The sequence below is a fragment of the Peribacillus sp. NJ4 genome (genome assembly GCF_030348345.1).
Classification (GTDB): Bacteria; Bacillota; Bacilli; order Bacillales; family DSM-1321; genus Peribacillus.
The window spans coordinates 4,757,610-4,773,451 of sequence record NZ_JAUCFQ010000001.1 but is presented as its reverse complement, the minus strand read 5'-3'; the positions used below and the strand labels follow the sequence as shown (position 1 = coordinate 4,773,451).

General features: G+C 39.7%; 13 protein-coding genes. 11 read left to right on the top strand and 2 right to left on the bottom strand.

Features of this window, described 5'->3' with window-relative positions:
• The first annotated feature begins 989 nt into the window (after nt 1-989).
• Nucleotides 990-1,334: a hypothetical protein gene (locus tag QUF94_RS23840; protein WP_289318019.1), complete on the top strand. Its 345-nt coding sequence runs from the start codon at nt 990-992 to the stop codon at nt 1,332-1,334.
• A gap of 101 nt (nt 1,335-1,435) precedes the next feature.
• Here the strand turns inward: QUF94_RS23840 and QUF94_RS23835 are convergent, their stop codons facing one another.
• Nucleotides 1,436-1,594 carry a hypothetical protein gene (locus QUF94_RS23835; RefSeq protein ID WP_289318018.1) on the bottom strand — a complete coding sequence of 53 codons (159 nt, stop codon included), beginning with the start codon at nt 1,592-1,594 and terminating at the stop codon, nt 1,436-1,438.
• Nucleotides 1,595-1,859: 265 nt separating this feature from the next.
• On the opposite strand from QUF94_RS23835, the gene QUF94_RS23830 reads away from it, so the two are divergent.
• The 5 genes from QUF94_RS23830 to QUF94_RS23810 all read left to right on the top strand — a co-directional run bounded on the left by QUF94_RS23830 (nt 1,860) and on the right by QUF94_RS23810 (nt 6,216).
• A complete protein-coding gene (locus QUF94_RS23830; RefSeq protein WP_289318487.1) occupies nt 1,860-2,249 on the top strand; it encodes a VOC family protein in 390 nt (129 codons plus the stop codon).
• A 216-nt stretch (nt 2,250-2,465) separates the two neighbouring features.
• A complete protein-coding gene (locus QUF94_RS23825) occupies nt 2,466-2,894 on the top strand; it encodes a VOC family protein (RefSeq protein ID WP_289318017.1) in 429 nt (142 codons plus the stop codon).
• Nucleotides 2,895-4,006: 1,112 nt separating this feature from the next.
• Nucleotides 4,007-4,783, top strand: coding sequence for a transporter substrate-binding domain-containing protein (locus QUF94_RS23820; RefSeq protein WP_289318016.1), 777 nt, complete (start codon nt 4,007-4,009; stop codon nt 4,781-4,783).
• 57 nt (nt 4,784-4,840) lie between these two features.
• On the top strand, nt 4,841-5,485 hold the full coding sequence (locus tag QUF94_RS23815) for an amino acid ABC transporter permease (RefSeq protein WP_251431611.1): 645 nt from the start codon (nt 4,841-4,843) through the stop codon (nt 5,483-5,485).
• The gene (locus QUF94_RS23810) at nt 5,482-6,216 is read left to right on the top strand and encodes an amino acid ABC transporter ATP-binding protein (protein ID WP_289318015.1); all 735 of its coding nucleotides are present in this window, start codon (nt 5,482-5,484) and stop codon (nt 6,214-6,216) included. Before QUF94_RS23815 ends, QUF94_RS23810 begins: the two co-directional genes overlap by 4 nt.
• 219 nt (nt 6,217-6,435) lie before the next feature.
• Here QUF94_RS23810 and QUF94_RS23805 read toward each other — a convergent pair whose 3' ends face one another.
• The gene (locus QUF94_RS23805) at nt 6,436-8,943 is read right to left on the bottom strand and encodes an NEW3 domain-containing protein (RefSeq protein WP_289318014.1); all 2,508 of its coding nucleotides are present in this window, start codon (nt 8,941-8,943) and stop codon (nt 6,436-6,438) included.
• A gap of 268 nt (nt 8,944-9,211) precedes the next feature.
• On the opposite strand from QUF94_RS23805, the gene QUF94_RS23800 reads away from it, so the two are divergent.
• From QUF94_RS23800 to argH, 5 genes are read left to right on the top strand one after another with little or no spacing between them, the layout of a single operon-like run.
• Complete coding sequence (locus QUF94_RS23800) at nt 9,212-10,441, top strand: ROK family transcriptional regulator (RefSeq protein ID WP_289318013.1); 1,230 nt, start codon at nt 9,212-9,214, stop codon at nt 10,439-10,441.
• A complete protein-coding gene (locus tag QUF94_RS23795; RefSeq protein WP_289318012.1) occupies nt 10,438-11,529 on the top strand; it encodes an extracellular solute-binding protein in 1,092 nt (363 codons plus the stop codon). The genes QUF94_RS23800 and QUF94_RS23795 overlap by 4 nt, the downstream gene beginning before the upstream one ends.
• A gap of 14 nt (nt 11,530-11,543) precedes the next feature.
• Nucleotides 11,544-12,656 carry an ABC transporter ATP-binding protein gene (locus QUF94_RS23790; protein WP_289318011.1) on the top strand — a complete coding sequence of 371 codons (1,113 nt, stop codon included), beginning with the start codon at nt 11,544-11,546 and terminating at the stop codon, nt 12,654-12,656.
• Nucleotides 12,653-14,341, top strand: coding sequence for an ABC transporter permease (locus tag QUF94_RS23785; RefSeq protein WP_289318010.1), 1,689 nt, complete (start codon nt 12,653-12,655; stop codon nt 14,339-14,341). The genes QUF94_RS23790 and QUF94_RS23785 overlap by 4 nt, the downstream gene beginning before the upstream one ends.
• Nucleotides 14,342-14,356: 15 nt before the next feature.
• Nucleotides 14,357-15,841, top strand: coding sequence for an argininosuccinate lyase (gene argH, locus QUF94_RS23780; RefSeq protein WP_289318009.1), 1,485 nt, complete (start codon nt 14,357-14,359; stop codon nt 15,839-15,841).
• Nucleotide 15,842 lies beyond the last annotated feature (1 nt).

Here is a 15,842-nt window from a genome sequence, read left to right as displayed (position 1 = left end):
AATCAAATATAATTAAAATGACATTTGGAAAGAATTCTTATGTTAAGGACGATGAAACAGATTTTATATTTCCGTGGTTACATCCTATTATTTCGTGTAGGTTATGTATCAAGTATTTTATAAAATGGATAACGTCTGTGGATTCTTCTTTGGCACCTACTGTTCATCGGTATTACATTTTATTCTTTACATTGATATAGAGGTCATTTTTGTGGATTTATATTGGAATGGGGATTGGGGTAATCTCAAATGATAAGTCAGATGGTATGAGGTTAGTGACAGAGATTCCAATGACTATTGGAATGTCATGTTTAAGTATATTTGGACTGTTGTTGGTTATACGGATTGTAATTTCTTTCTTTGAACTGATCAGACTATTTAAAAAGGATAACTTATTTTTGTATGGTTTGGGAGTTACTGTTGTATATGGATTTATTGGCATGATTTTGTTGGGAAGTGCACTGTGGTAGTTTTATATACATGTTCTTCTTCAAGTAACGGGGTAGGTTTGTTCAACAAGGCGTTATAATATATTAGATTCAGAAGCTTGTAAAAGTGGTTGTGAAAAATACATATAAAGTAACGAGATCCACCTAAAATAGGAGAGGAAAATTAAATTGAACATAGATATAGGGTTTCTCTTCCTTGTTCTCTTATCTCTAACAGGATTAATATTGTCCATTCGATATACTAAAGAGCAAGATAAAGAACAGAGTGAAGTAGTAAGCGGAGCAGGAATCTTCGGTAATTTTGTTTATCTTTTGATAACTTCACTACCATTTAAGGTAAGAAAGGCGATATATATTATAGTGTGCCTTCTTATGGTCCTTTTGTTTTCTATTGGTTTATGGGAAGTATAAAAGGTTTAGTTATGCAACTAACAGGTGCTTTAATTTAATGAGAAAGGTTACTGAAGCCCCCCCTTTTTTAAAGGTGGATTACTTTAATAAAAAGTATAAAAACGTGTAGTAGAGGAGTCAGAAAATAATATGGAATGTTTTTGTGAACAAAAGGAAACGTATGTGTTAAAAGTTGAAGGAGATGTTGGAGCGGACCCTATATGGTGCAATAAATGTGGTTGTAACTTTGATATAGAGGACATTCCGATTTCAAATGAGTTAAAACGAGAATTGATTGAATGGGTGAATATGTATGGTGAATGGATTGATTGGGATAAAGATAAATTGCTTCCCAATGGGATTGAACTTGAAGAAGAACACAATAAACAGGGGGTGAATTTAACAAGAAAAATAAAGAATGAACTTGAAGCGAAATATAGCATTAAATTTTCACCTTCAACTATGGCGAGAATGTATGGAAATAAAAATCATTAATGTTTATTCCACTAAAGGGTGCTTACTTTATTATCAGGAGCTGATTAGCAGCTCTTTTTCCTTGCAACAAACGGGGCAGGTTTTTCAATAAAGAAATTGCCTCAAATTGTTGTCAAATTTTCTTGGGAATAACTCCAAGCTGCTATAGCCCATGCCGAAATTACTTCACCAACAAATGATAGCAGTCCGACAACAAATTCCATCAACTCTTTCAAAATTATTATCATATGTTTTTCTAATCCATAAATTCCAATTAACATCCGGGTAGTGGGTGTTGCGCAGGGAGTAATCAACAAACAGGTTTAACAACAATGCTTATAATGAAGCAGTAGCTTTCAAACGTGGAGTGACAGTAGAGGGCCTTGGATCAGATTACAGCAAAACGATACCACTTGGTCGACCTGGTGAATTGGATATTTGAGCTTTCTTTAAGACAGCTTTTTCTTTATGGAACTAAAGGGACAGTTTAGTTGAAGTAGTGATAAAATAAAGGGGAAATTAGATAAAATGAAAGAAGTGAAGGTTTTGATTAAATATAAATGCCTCCATCATGTAAGTCTTACTGTGACAGATTTGGAAAGAGCAAAAGAATTTTATGGTAAAACTCTATGTTTAAAAGAAATACAGCGTCCTGATTTTGATTTTCCAGGTGCCTGGTATGAAATAGAGGGACATCAACTACACTTGATAGTCGATCCCTCTTCACAGACGATCCGTAAGGATAAAAGTTTATCCAGCAGAGAAGGTCACTTTGCACTTAGAGTCGATAACTACTATGACACTCTTAAATGGTTAAAGCTGAATGAAGTTGAAATCCTTGAAAAACCATACGGAAAAAGTGGATTCGCACAAATTTTCTGTGCTGACCCAGACGGTAATTTGATTGAACTAAATGTTAATCAAAACAATCTATGAGTAAGCTAAGATAAAGGCTGCCATTACTGGGTCTTTTCTTATTGAAGTAACGGGGCAGGATAGTGGAACAAAATGCCTTTTTTTTAGGATGAAGGATAATGGGAACCAATAATGTAGAACCCATGAAAATCAAATCTATAATGATAGAGGATTAAAATTTTTAAAAAAGTAGACTTAGCCATATTAAAGATAGTAATCCTGAAAGGAGGAACTAAATTGGGAGGAACTGAATTTGAATATGTTTTAGATCACGTTGGAATTGCTGTTAGAAGTATTGATGATGCTCTTCCCTTTTATCTTAATGTATTAAATGGAGTATTAGAGGACCGTTATACAAGTGATACACCTGGTGTTGAAGTACACGTTGCTGTTGTCAGAACTAATGATAAAGTAATTGAATTATTGGCACCAACCAACAAGAACTCTCCAATGGCTCGGTTTATAAAGCAACGAGGAAAAGGGGTACATCATATTGCATATCGAGTTGACGATTTGGACAGAGCAATACTCGAGGCAAGTACAAATGGAGTTCGTTTTCTAGAGGACACACTACGTACAAACACACGGGGAAGAAGGCTCATTTATGTTAATCCCGTATCAACTGATGGAACTTTGATTGAACTTTGTAGCTATTCAAATAATTAAAGAAAATTTTTTGTCTTAATTGGTAGAGGCGATTCAAAGCAACAATTGGGGAATTAACGTGAACTTTAAATAATCTATTACGCTGTTCAACTAACAGGTACGTTAACTTAAAATCAGAACTGTCTATAAGGCAGCTTTTTCATAGTCCACTATTAGGGCAGGATAGTTCCTTAAGAATGCAAAAACCTAAAATCACCCTAACGAAGACTTATTTTAAGGCGGAAAACAAGAGCCAGAATCATGGTTTTATCTTATTCCCAAGACACCTGATATAAAGGATTTTTGGATGTATAGAGAAAGAAACAACAGTGTCATCGGCAGTGTTGTGAAACATGATGATTTGATTCAATACATTATTGACTCATTAGAATGGATTCCAAGTAAAAAAACATCATTACGAGGAACTCCAAGTGGCTGAGGTATTAACTATCATGGAGTAACCCTTAAACGAATAGCAAAACCAGTTGAAATAGCTGAAAGCATACCTTTTCTTTCATCCAATGTTTCGAATTACATATTGGGCGAAATCATCAATGTTAGTGGCGGAAGATGGCTTCTGATAATTGGGGGTTTTCCGAATGCGTTATTATACAAGCTGTAAAAATGAGACCAAAATAAAGTGGTCTCTTTTATTTGTTCAAATATCATTAAAAAAGGTCTGTCTGGAAAAGTCGAATTCAGCCGAAATTGGGACAGCCCTTTCGATCTTAAAGCAATGTTTTTCACTTCTTCATATCCAACTGTGAAAATTACGAGAGCGGGTGATGAATGGCTATCTGCATCTTTTCTACCTGTTGCATCGATTATCAGTTGTGTAAGCTTCCGATAATCCTATCGGTCCTTGGTCCATATGGGGTGTGTCCTATTAGGGATACCTGAATGTCCCTTTTGATAGCAGCTCGGCATTTTTATAGAAAAGGATCAAATACGCAGTTTCATACTTATTTTATATTTACCATCACTTAAACAATATTAGGAAAAACATCCATAAATATTATTCAAAGAAAATATTATTTATTCTAAAAATTCATATTATAATACTTTATTCTTATGCTATATTATAGGGAGAATTATTTATTATCACGTATAATCTAAGAAGTGGAGTGATTTGAATGAAGAAACTTGGTTTACTTAGTATGTTTTTGATTTTATCTATCTTTATCTCGGCTTGTGGAACCAGTGATGAAAAAAATGCAGGTGAGGAAAAGAAACCTGAAAAGGTATATAAAGTTGGTGTTGATACAACTTATCCTCCTTTTGAATTTAAAGAGGGGAACGACTATAAAGGTATTGATATTGAGTTAATCAATGCAATAGCGAAAGACCAGGATTTTAAAATCAAATTGTCTCCTATGGATTTCGGTGGAATCATTCCAGCGATGCAAGCCAATCAGCTTGATGTGGCCATTGCGGGAATGAGTATTACGGAGGAAAGAAAAAAGGTAGTAGATTTCTCAACACCGTATTTTGATGCAGGATTAACTATAGTTGTTAAAAAAGATAATACAAGTACTAAAACGGTTAAAGATCTTAAAGGAAAGACCATAGCAGTGAAAAAAGGGACAACAGGTGCTAAATATGCACAGGATAATGCTACGAAACTAGGAATTAAAGTTGTTCAATTTAATGATAGTCCAGCAATGTTCCAGGAAGTGGCCAACGGTAATGCGGATGCTCTAATAGAAGATTACCCGGTTATCTCCTATGCAATCGCCCAAAAAGATCTTGGGTTGAAGATCGTAGGTGACCGTTTGAATGGTGATCAGTATGGGATTGCTGTATTGAAGGGGCAAAACAAGGATTTATTGAAGAAAATAAATGATGGTCTTGCCAATCTTAAAAAAGACGGCACGTATGATGAGATTATAAAAACGTATCTTGGTGAATAGATTCATGATCAATAGGCGCGCATAAAGCGCGCTTTCTTTTTCAAAGGGGTGAAAGGAATGGATATAATTGTTGCGGCATTGCCTATTTTATTAAAAGGACTTCAGGTGACACTTTATATCTTTGTGATTGCCATTATCCTAGGTTTTTTGATTGGTTTAGTGGTGGCTTTGCTGCGACTTGCCCCGATCAAGATCTTGAACTGGATTGCAAAGGTTTATGTGGATGCTATACGGGGGACACCGTTCATTGTGCAGCTGTTTTTTATCTATTTTGGTGTGAATTCACTAAATTTGATTTCATTGAACAGTACAACAGCAGGAATTATTACCGTTGCAATCAATGCAGGGGCATATTTTGCTGAAATAATAAGGGCAGGGATACAATCCATCGATAAAGGACAAACGGAAGCGGCAAGATCCATCGGGTTCACGGGTACTCAAACAATGAGATATGTCGTGCTGCCGCAAGCCTTTAGAAGGATGCTCCCTACCATTACGAACCAATCGATCATCAGCTTGAAAGATACTTCTCTATTATCCGTCATTGGTATAGCGGATTTAACTCAGCAAGGTCAGATTCAAGCTTCGGCAACCTTTGAAGCATTCAAGATTTGGCTGGCTGTAGGTGTGATTTACTTTATCATCATCTATTTGTTAACCCTTATTGCTAATTTCATTGAAAGGAGGGTACAAGTTCGATGAGCATCATTACTGTAAAAAACCTGAGAAAATCATTTGGAACTGTCGAGGTTTTAAAAGATATTAATGCAGAAGTGCAAGAAAAGGAAGTAATTTGCGTAATAGGCCCTTCCGGATCTGGAAAGAGTACATTCCTGCGTTGCCTGAATCTCCTTGAGGAAGTTACGGGCGGTGAGGTGGTCATTAACGGACATGATATAACCGACCCTAAACGGAAAATCAATATTAACAAGGTTCGGCAAGAAGTTGGAATGGTTTTCCAACATTTCAATCTTTTTCCTCATAAAACGGTGATGGAAAACATAACGTTGGGCCCTATTAAAATTCGTGCCACCGATAAAGCGGAAGCGGGAAGATTAGCGCTTGAGTTATTGGATAAGGTTGGTCTCAAGGAAAAAGCAAATAGCTATCCAGGGGAACTTTCCGGTGGGCAAAAGCAACGGGTTGCCATCGCAAGGGCATTAGCGATGAATCCGAAGATCATGCTATTTGACGAACCGACTTCGGCACTTGACCCTGAAATGGTCGGGGATGTTTTAGAGGTAATGAAACAACTTGCTAAAGAAGGCATGACAATGGTCGTGGTTACGCATGAAATGGGCTTTGCCCGCGAAGTCGGGGACCGGGTCATATTCATGGATGGAGGGTATATTGTCGAAGAAAATGAACCGAATCAACTATTCGGTAACCCTCAGCACGAGAGAACCAAGGCATTCTTGAGTAAAGTGCTTTAAAGGAATGCGAGTGTGGAAATGCCTGTAAGAAATTATTTGCCGGCATTGAATTGGATTATGAAAGAAGTTGTGCATAAAGTGTGGACAAAGGAATGCGGAAAATGAGGGGAAACCCAAACGCATAAGCCTTTCCCTTATCTTTGTGCATAACTTTTTTTTTAGAGTAGAAATGAGAAAAGAAACCTATGCAGTCAACACCTGCATAGGTTTCTTTTTTATTTACTTGGAACCGTAACTAATCAGGTTCGTCATGATTCGATATCCGCCCGGAACCTGACCTTGAATTTGCCTGTATAGGACCAGGTTAGTGTAGAGGTAGGTGCCTTTACCGTATTTAGCCATGAGGATTCCGCCATCAAATGGTTCTTCATTCGGATCAGCCATGGAAATGAATGTTTCAAACCGTTCGTCCCATTTCATTGGGAAGTACAATCCTCTTTCTTGAACCCAATTGTTCCAGTCGTCCGTTGTTATTTTATTTGGATAGTTAAAAAGCGCTGATTCTGGTTTAGACACGTTGACCGTGGCATTTTCATCGGTTACCCGCCAGCGAATGGAAGGGTTCCCGAGGGTAAGTGGATATGGGGCAGTCTTCTGGGCATCCCATCCATCACCCGGTTTATGGTACTGAACGACGAGATGACCGCCGTTTTCCACATATTCCAGTAAGCGCGCGTTATTTGCCTTTAGATCTTCCCTGGATAGATAGGCACGTATGCCTGTAACGATCGTGTCGTATTGGCTTAAATCACCTTCAGCTAAATCAGCCGCAGTTAACTTTGTGATGTTAAGGCCAGCGTTACTTAAGTAATCTGCCACTTTATCAAATCCACTCTCAATGTAACCCACTTTTAATGAAGCTGGCATCAAAAGCTCAAAAGCAACGGTATTGATTGCAGCTGGATATTGGTAATAGAATGTTCCGATATGGTCATAGGAAATCTCCTGAATGGTTGAATCAAAGGTGTTTCCGTTGACAGTGGCAACTGCCTTAACCTGATATTCACCATTTTGAATTGCCTTCGGTGGTGTTAGAGTGAATTTCACTTGTTTTTCTTCTGATTTTTCATTAAATGATACGGTGGCTTTTTTGGGATGAACTTCCCAATTTTCAGGGATTTTTAAAGCGACCTTTGCTGCTGTTTTTCCTTTTGTATAATTTTTCAAGGTTACGGTCACTGGTATTTTTTCTTTTACATCTGATGTATTTACCACGATATCTTCAGGGGATAGGTTAAGACCAACGTCAGGAAGGACAGCGATCGTTCCATCCAATTCTTCCTTAATGGCGGTTTTGGTGCTGCCGTATTTATAAGAAATGCTGGTTGTAATTGTTGGATCATCATAAGCATGGTAATAGGCTGCATCTTCAGGGAATTCGACCTGGTACGTTATTGTCGTTGATTTATTTGGTGCTAGATTGACATCTTTAGCTTTTGTTTTAGCCTTCCATCCTTTAGGTACATTCAATGCAGCAGCGACTTTTTTCAATGTTTGTTTCCCGTTATTCCTCACCGTTACGGTTACGTTCGTATTTTGGCCTTTTGTAAGGATCATTGACGCTGCTTTAGCTTGAACATCCAGTCCTGAAGAGACATAACTGACGTTTTGTATTTGCTCTTCTTTTAATGAGAGCTTATGAAGTAAGTCGTTTTTCATGGCAGGGCTTAGCTTTGCCTTTTTGATTTGCGCAGTAATTGAACGAACATTGGCGAGAGCCGTTTGGGAAGTTGAAAAAACCCGTTTATCATTTGGATAAGCTTCAATAACAGCATCTAAATTCCGTTGTAGATATTTAAATTCACCTTTTAATTTTGATGCTGAGCGAGGGAGTTTTTCAGCCCATTCAGTAAAATCATAAGGTATGCCTGCAAACAGGTCCGACTGGCTTTTTGTATCAACGGCGCTTTGCTTCAAATCCAGATGGACCTGGCGCGGTGCTACAGGGATATCAGAGCCCATGCCCTGGCTTTTATGCAGATACCGGGATTGTTCTCCAAGCTGTGGGTAAGTCATACCGTATATTGGATCATATTTACCGATTTCAATCGAAGTGGTTGCTTGATCTGCGGAGGAAACAGGTAAATATAACTTTTTCACTTGCCATACCGATAGACCTTGTTTCAATTGTTTTGGAAAAACAGTAGGATCAGCAGCATCCTTAAAGGCACGTTCGCTTAAGATTGTCATTGTTCGATGATGTCCATGCTGGGTATCATCATTTTGGAAGGATGGCATCAATATATCAGGCTGATACGTCCGAATAAAGCGGATAAGCCGTTCATACGTGAGTTCCTCGCCCCATTTTCCCAAAGTTTCCTCTGGTGTTTTAGAGAATCCGAAATCATAGATGGGATCGGAGGTTGTTTCACTTAGATGATAGGCCTTAACTCCGGTGATTTTTGCAGCTTCTATCATTTCCCTTGAACGGATGATTCCAAGAGCATTGTCCAGTTCATCCCCAATTTCATTTTGACCTCCTTCACCCCGGTTTGCAATCAGGCTGGATGTCTTCACCCCTAACCCTCTCGATAGATAAGCTAGAAAGTCACTGCGCTCATCATCAGGATGGGCACCGCTGTTTAAGAATGTCACGGTCGTCTCGAGTGGCTTGACCGCATTCCATAGCTCAACTTTGGCTTCCTCCGGATTTGCAGCGGAACCTCCAAACGGCAATGATGCAAGAACTAGCAAAAGGGAAAGCAACGATAAAAAAGCTTTTTTCATTTTCTTTTAACCCCCTTCAACCTTAATAAAATACCCAAGCTTTTGTGAAGAAAAAAATGTAGGTTAGTAATATTTTCTAACTAACCAGATGAAAAAACTTATCTAATAAATAGCACTAATGGTTATAAATGTAAATAATTCGAAGTAACTATAAAAAGGTGACTATTTAAAATGTTCAGAATAATAACTTGTGCGCAGAATGTATTTAAGTTATATTTTTACTTAATTAGGAAGATTTACTAACTAAATGATGTAAGGCCGTGATGTGATGAGTTTTAAAAGAACACCCAGTCATCAAAAATACGTTAATAAAAAAAGAATCATTCAATGCATCCAAGAATGTTCACCCATATCGAGAGCTGAAATCGCCGTTAAGCTTAAGCTAAGTAAACCGACCGTTTCCCTGGCCGTGGATGAACTTATACAGGAGAAATGGGTATTTGAGAAAGGGATAGGAGAATCCTCTTCTCAAGGTGGAAGGAGGCCTATCCAGCTCTTTTTCAATGAGAAGGCTGCCTATATCATAGGGGTTGATATAGGCGGGACGAAAGTGAAAATCGTTTTATGTGATTTAATTGGCAACATCCTTGCCGAAGCTAGTTTTTCAACAAGCACTTATTTACATTCAGGTCTTCTTAAACAAATGGCGATTGAAACGGAACGGTTATTTGCAAAGAAGCAGATTGGAAAGGACAGGATATTAGGGATGGGAGTCGGGGTTCCTGGTATAACGCAAACGGCAAGCGGATTAGTCATAGAGGCACCGAGTTTAGGGTGGGTACAGTATCCGTTTATAGCCGAAGCGAAAAGGTATTTTGATTTCCCCATTTTTCTCGACAATGATGTAAACGCGGCTGCGCTTGGAGAACAGTGGCTGGGTAATGCACAAAATAAGCGGAATTTACTGTTCATTGCGGTTGGCACGGGGATAGGAAGCGGCATTATCTTGAATAATCAGTTATACCGAGGGGCTTCCAGTGCAGCTGGGGAAATGGGATATATGGTAACGGATAAAGAGGATATGAAGCGTGAATTCAAGCCGGTTTTCCATAGATACGGCTATTTGGAAAGTGTCGCAGGTGGAAAATCGATTGGCGGTCAATTTACCAGAGCTGTTCTCAAGGATCCTTATCATTTTTTATTCGAACGGGCCCAATCTTCCGAACTTTCGGGGGAAGATGCTTTTTTGTCCGCAAAAAAAGGAGACACGACAGCGATGGCCGTCATTAATGAAGCCATCGAACATTTAGCCTGCGGAATTGTCAATGCGGCTAGTTTGCTAAATCCAGAGGTGATTATTTTAGGAGGTGGTGTATTAAATTCATCTGAATACATTTTACCTAGAATTCGGGAGATCGTTGATCGATATCTTCCAAGTTCAGTAGAAATGAAAACTTCTCAATTGGGAGAAAACGCAGGAGTATTAGGGGCGGTTTCCCTATTCTTAAGGGAACATGATGGCATTTTGAATTTTCGTGATGAGGGGGATTATTTATGAAATATAGGAAAAAGTCGCTTGTTTCAGTTCTGGTCTTATCGGCAGCACTATTGATTTCAGGATGTAATGGTTCAGATACGAAAACGAATTCGGAGTCTGGCGGTTCCAAGGGAGAAAAAGGTGAGTTGGAAGATAAAATCGTCGTTTACTCTCCGCATGGCAAAGATATTTTATCGAAGTTCGAAAAGCAGTTCGAAGATAAATATGGTATTGATGTTGAGTGGCTTGATATGGGGTCCCAGGAAATCCTTGACCGTGTTCGATCAGAGAAAAATAATCCGCAGGCAGACGTTTGGTGGGGAGCACCTTCCACGAACTTCAATCAAGCAAAGGATGATGGACTGCTTTCTGCTTATAAGCCTACCTATTCCGATAGTCTCGAAGAAGGATTCCACGATCCGGAATGGTATTGGACGGGAACGAGCCAGACACCGGAAGTCATCATGTATAACAGCAAAGAACTGTCAAAAGACGAAGTGCCGAAAGATTGGGATGAGCTGCTTGATCCGAAATGGAAAGATGAAATCATCATCCGCTATCCGTTGGCCTCCGGAACGATGAGGACAATTTTTTCTGCGATGATCTATCGTACGTATAAGGATACGAATGATCCCGAAGAAGGATATGACTGGTTAAAGAAGCTCGACCAAAACACGAAGGAATATTCAGCGAACCCGGAAATGATGTATAACAAGGTAGCTAAAGGTGAGGGCTCCCTTTCCGTCTGGGCAATGCCGGATGTTGTCATGCTGAAAGAAAATAAAAATTATCCGTTTGAGTTCGTCATTCCAGAAAGCGGAACGCCCGTATTGACAGAAGGTATCGCCATCGTTGAAGGTGCCAAGCATCCAAAAGCGGCTGAAGCCTTTTATGAGTTTGTCAATTCACCAGAAGCCGCAAAAACTTTGGCAGAAGAATTTTACAGGATTCCGACCAGAAGTGATGTGAAGGATTTACCTGAATGGATCACGGAAACCGAAATTAAAGCCATGGATATCGATTGGAATGCATTCGAAGAAAATGGTGACGAGTGGATGAAATATTGGGACGAAAATATAAAAAGTGGAGATAAAGAAATTAAAGAATAAGGAAGTGTCGTTGGATGGCGTCAATAAAAATGGAGAATGTCCAAAAAGCCTTCGGTAAAACGATAGCTGTTGACCATTTAAATCTGGAAATCAAAGAAGGAGAGTTTTTTACCTTTCTTGGTCCAAGTGGCTGCGGTAAAACGACAACGCTTCGGATGATTGCCGGTTTTTATTATCCAACAAAAGGTGTCGTCCGATTTGGCGAAAAAGATATGACGCGTGTACCTCCGGAGAAAAGAAATACAGGCATGGTATTTCAAAACTATGCCCTCTTTCCCCACATGACTGTTTTTGATAATGTTGCATTTGGTTTGCGTGTGAGAAAAGTTTCTTCAGCTGACTTAAAGAGGAGAGTGCTGGATGCCCTCCAAAAAGTCAGGCTGGAGAGCTACTCGAGTCGTCAAGTGAGCCAGTTGAGCGGAGGACAGCAGCAGCGTGTTGCCCTTGCGAGAGCACTGGTCATTGAACCGGAAATATTGCTGTTGGATGAGCCATTAAGTAATCTGGATGCCAAGCTTCGTGATGAAATGAGGGTAGAAATCTTAAGACTGCAGCGTGATTATAAGATTACCACCATTTATGTCACACATGATCAGGCTGAGGCATTATCCATGAGTGATCGGATCGCTGTGTTCAATTATGGTGTATGTCACCAGGTCGGGACGCCGGCAGAAATTTATAATCAGCCGGCCAATGACTTTGTGGCGAGTTTCATAGGTGAGATTAATCTATTGCCCGTTAATGTGGAAAACGTTCAACAAGAGAATATAGCGGTTACCCTTAAAAACAGTGAACAACCGTTTAAATTCAATGTGCAAAATCCAGATAGGGAAGGAAATTCAATTCTGCAGACCGATAATGACCTTGCTGTTTCGATTCGTCCTGAAGCAATCAGAATTCTGGATGTGGCCGAAGAGGGAATGAATATCTTTAAAGGTAAAATCCATTCCGTCCAATTCTTTGGATCTGTTGTAAATGTCATGGTGGATGTTCAAAACGTGTTATTAAGGGTGGACGTATTTAATACTCATGAATTTGGATACTTTTATCAAGGGAAGGAAGTGTTTGTCCAACTTCCTGAGAAACAGCTGCGCCTTCTCCCTGTCATTAGCGGTGATGCACCATGATTAAAAATCGTGACACCAGATTGACGATTTGGCTCCTTATTCCAGTTGTATTGGTGCTTGTAGCTTATGTACTCTACCCATCATTGAGAACCTTTATAGAAAGTTTGCAAAAAGACGGATCGATATCCCTCGGAAATTATCAGGACTTCTTCGTACAGGAATCGAAAACGAACTTAGAGGCTCTATGGAATTCCGTTTATATATCCGTATTGAGTGTATTGGTCAGTGCCTTGATTGGCATTCCTCTCGCAATCATTTTTAACCGTTATGATTTTCCAGGGAGAAGCTTCTTTTCATCTGTAGCGATTTTGCCGATTGTCCTTCCGTCGTTGGTAGGGGTTATGGCCTTTATGTTTTTATATGGAGAATCGGGATTAATCCCAAATGCCATCAAGGATCTGTTCGGTCTCGATAAAGTTCCATTTAAAATTGGCGGGGTATCGGGAATACTGATCGTGCATGCCTATACGATGTATGTATATTTTTATATGACCGTATCCGCTGCAATCAATAAAATTGATCCGTCCCTTGAAGAAGCAGCTTATAACTTAGGCGCAAATAAATTCAAGGTATTTTGGAAGGTGACATTTCCATTATTGACACCCGCCATCGTGGCCGCCTCTTTACTTGTTTTCATGATATCGATGGCTTCATTCAGCGCCCCGTTTTTATTGGCTGGGGGGTACAGGGTATTGAGCTTGCAAATTTATTTTTCGAAGATTAATGGTGATATGGAAATTGCCGCCACTCAATCCGTCATTCTATCCATTGTTTCGATTTCATTTCTATTATTCATGCGTTGGTATCAGAATAGGAAAGATTACCGCATGGCTTCCAAAGGAATTGGGGCACACAGGAATGAAGTGGAAAATCCGTTTATGAAATGGGTGATGGTCGTAACGGGTATCATCGGCGTAATTATTCTGCTTTTACCGCACTTTACGATTCTATTGCTTTCACTTGTGCCGGATGGAACCTGGACATTCCAAACGTACCCAACAGTATTTAATGTGGAAAATTACCGGCTATTGTTTGAAGATCCCAATATCTTCAAACCGTTACGGAATAGTTTACTGATGGCCGTAATTGCCACACTGGCAAATCTGGTGTTTGGGGTCATCGCGTCCTATGTTCTTGTCAAACGGAAATTCTTAGGGAAAAGCTTTGTTGATATTCTAGTCATGATTCCTTGGGCGTTGCCTGCAACGGTCATTGGGATGAACTTGATATTCGCATTCAATGAACCTAGCGTTTTTTCTTTCGGTCAAATATTGGTAGGAACATTTTGGATTTTGCCCCTTGCCTATTTCATCAGACATATTCCACTCGTTGTCCGCTCGACTAACGCCGTTCTGGAGCAGCTCGATGACTCGATTGAGGAAGCGGCTAGAAACTTGGGGGCAAAGTGGTTTTATACCTTCAGAAAGGTCATTTTACCGATTATCATGCCTGGTGTTTTATCCGGGACATTATTGGCATTCATCGAGTCTGTAGGAGAATTTCCAACCTCAGTCTTGTTGTATACGATTTCAAACAGACCCATATCCATTGAAATCATGAATCAGCTTCGGATGTTCAATATGGGGCAGGCAGCTGCCTATGGGATGATTCAAATCACGCTTATTGTTATCGTTCTCTTTATTTCGAACAAGTTTTTTGGAATCAAAGCGGAAAAAGCTTTATAAATCGGAGGTTCAAAGATGAGTAAGCTTGAAGAATTTATCAAAAATGAAGGTAGTGTTTTTCCTGGAAAAACATATGCAGAAGAGCTTCTAATGCCAGTTTTTAATGATCAAAGAGATTACTTATTTCATGTGATGTTCGATATTCATCGAGCACATGTCATCATGCTTTCGGAACAAAAGATCATTAAAGAAGAAGAGGCGAAAACCATGCTGGATGGGATTCGGAAAGTGGCCCAAACAGATCTCACCAAGCTGACCTATCAGCCTCAATTCGAAGACTTATTTTTCATGATGGAGGCAAAGGTCGGTGAGGAAATTGGTCATGAGCTTGCAGGGAAAATTCATATCGGGCGTAGCCGTAATGATATGGGAGTTGCGATGTACCGGCTAGTTTTGAGAGGTCATCTTCTCCAATTGATCGGATATGCAAACCAATTGAGTGAGGCATTCTTGGTGCAGGCAGAAAAACATACAGAAACTTATATTACTGGTTACACACATACCCAACCGGCTCAGCCGACTACATTAGGTCATTACTTTTTAGCCATTTATGATGTTCTCCAAAGGGATATTGGCCGGTTATGGGCAGCCTTTGAAACGGTGAACCAATCCCCTCTGGGCGCGGCTGCGTTAACGACTACCGGTTTTCCAATCAGCCGGAACCGTACCGCTGAACTGCTTGGGTTCGATTCGGTTATTGAAAATTCCTATGACTCGATAGGCGGGGCCGATTATTTATTGGAAACCGCAACTGCCATCATGACGTGCATGGTCAACACTGGAAGGTGGATTCAAGATTTCCTGCAGCATGTGACAAGGGAGTTTGGTACATTTCATGTGGCAGATCCTTATGTACAAGTAAGCAGCATCATGCCGCAAAAAAGAAACCCAGTATCAATTGAACATTCCCGTTCGATTGCAAGCAGTGCGTATGGTGACGCACTTGCTGCCATGAACATGATCCACAACACACCATTTGGTGATATCGTCGATACGGAAGATGATTTACAGCCGCATTTATATCGAGCCTTTTCGAATGCGGGCCGTGTCATGAAACTGATGTATGCCGTCATATCAACTTTGAAAGTGAATGAAGAACATACAAAGAAAATGGCAGCAAAATCTAGTATAACGGTTACTGAATTAGCGGATACCCTATCAAGAGATTACGAGATATCATTTAGAAAAGCCCATTCCATAGCCAGCCATATTGCAAAACGGTCGATAAGTGAAGGGAAAGAGCTATATGATTGGGACACACAAGACATAAACAAGATGATAAATGGATTCGTTTCAGTGAATATAGCAGAAGATGAATGGAAAAAAATAATCTCTCCCGAATACTTTGTGGAGATTAGAAGCATTCAAGGCGGGCCCAGCCCGAAAGAGGTTTCGAGGATGATTGTATCTAGAAAACAAAAACTGGAACAAGAGTTACAGGAATATAAGGAAATGGTCAAAGCATTGAATGATGGAAGGAAGGCTTTAGTGGATTACTGAA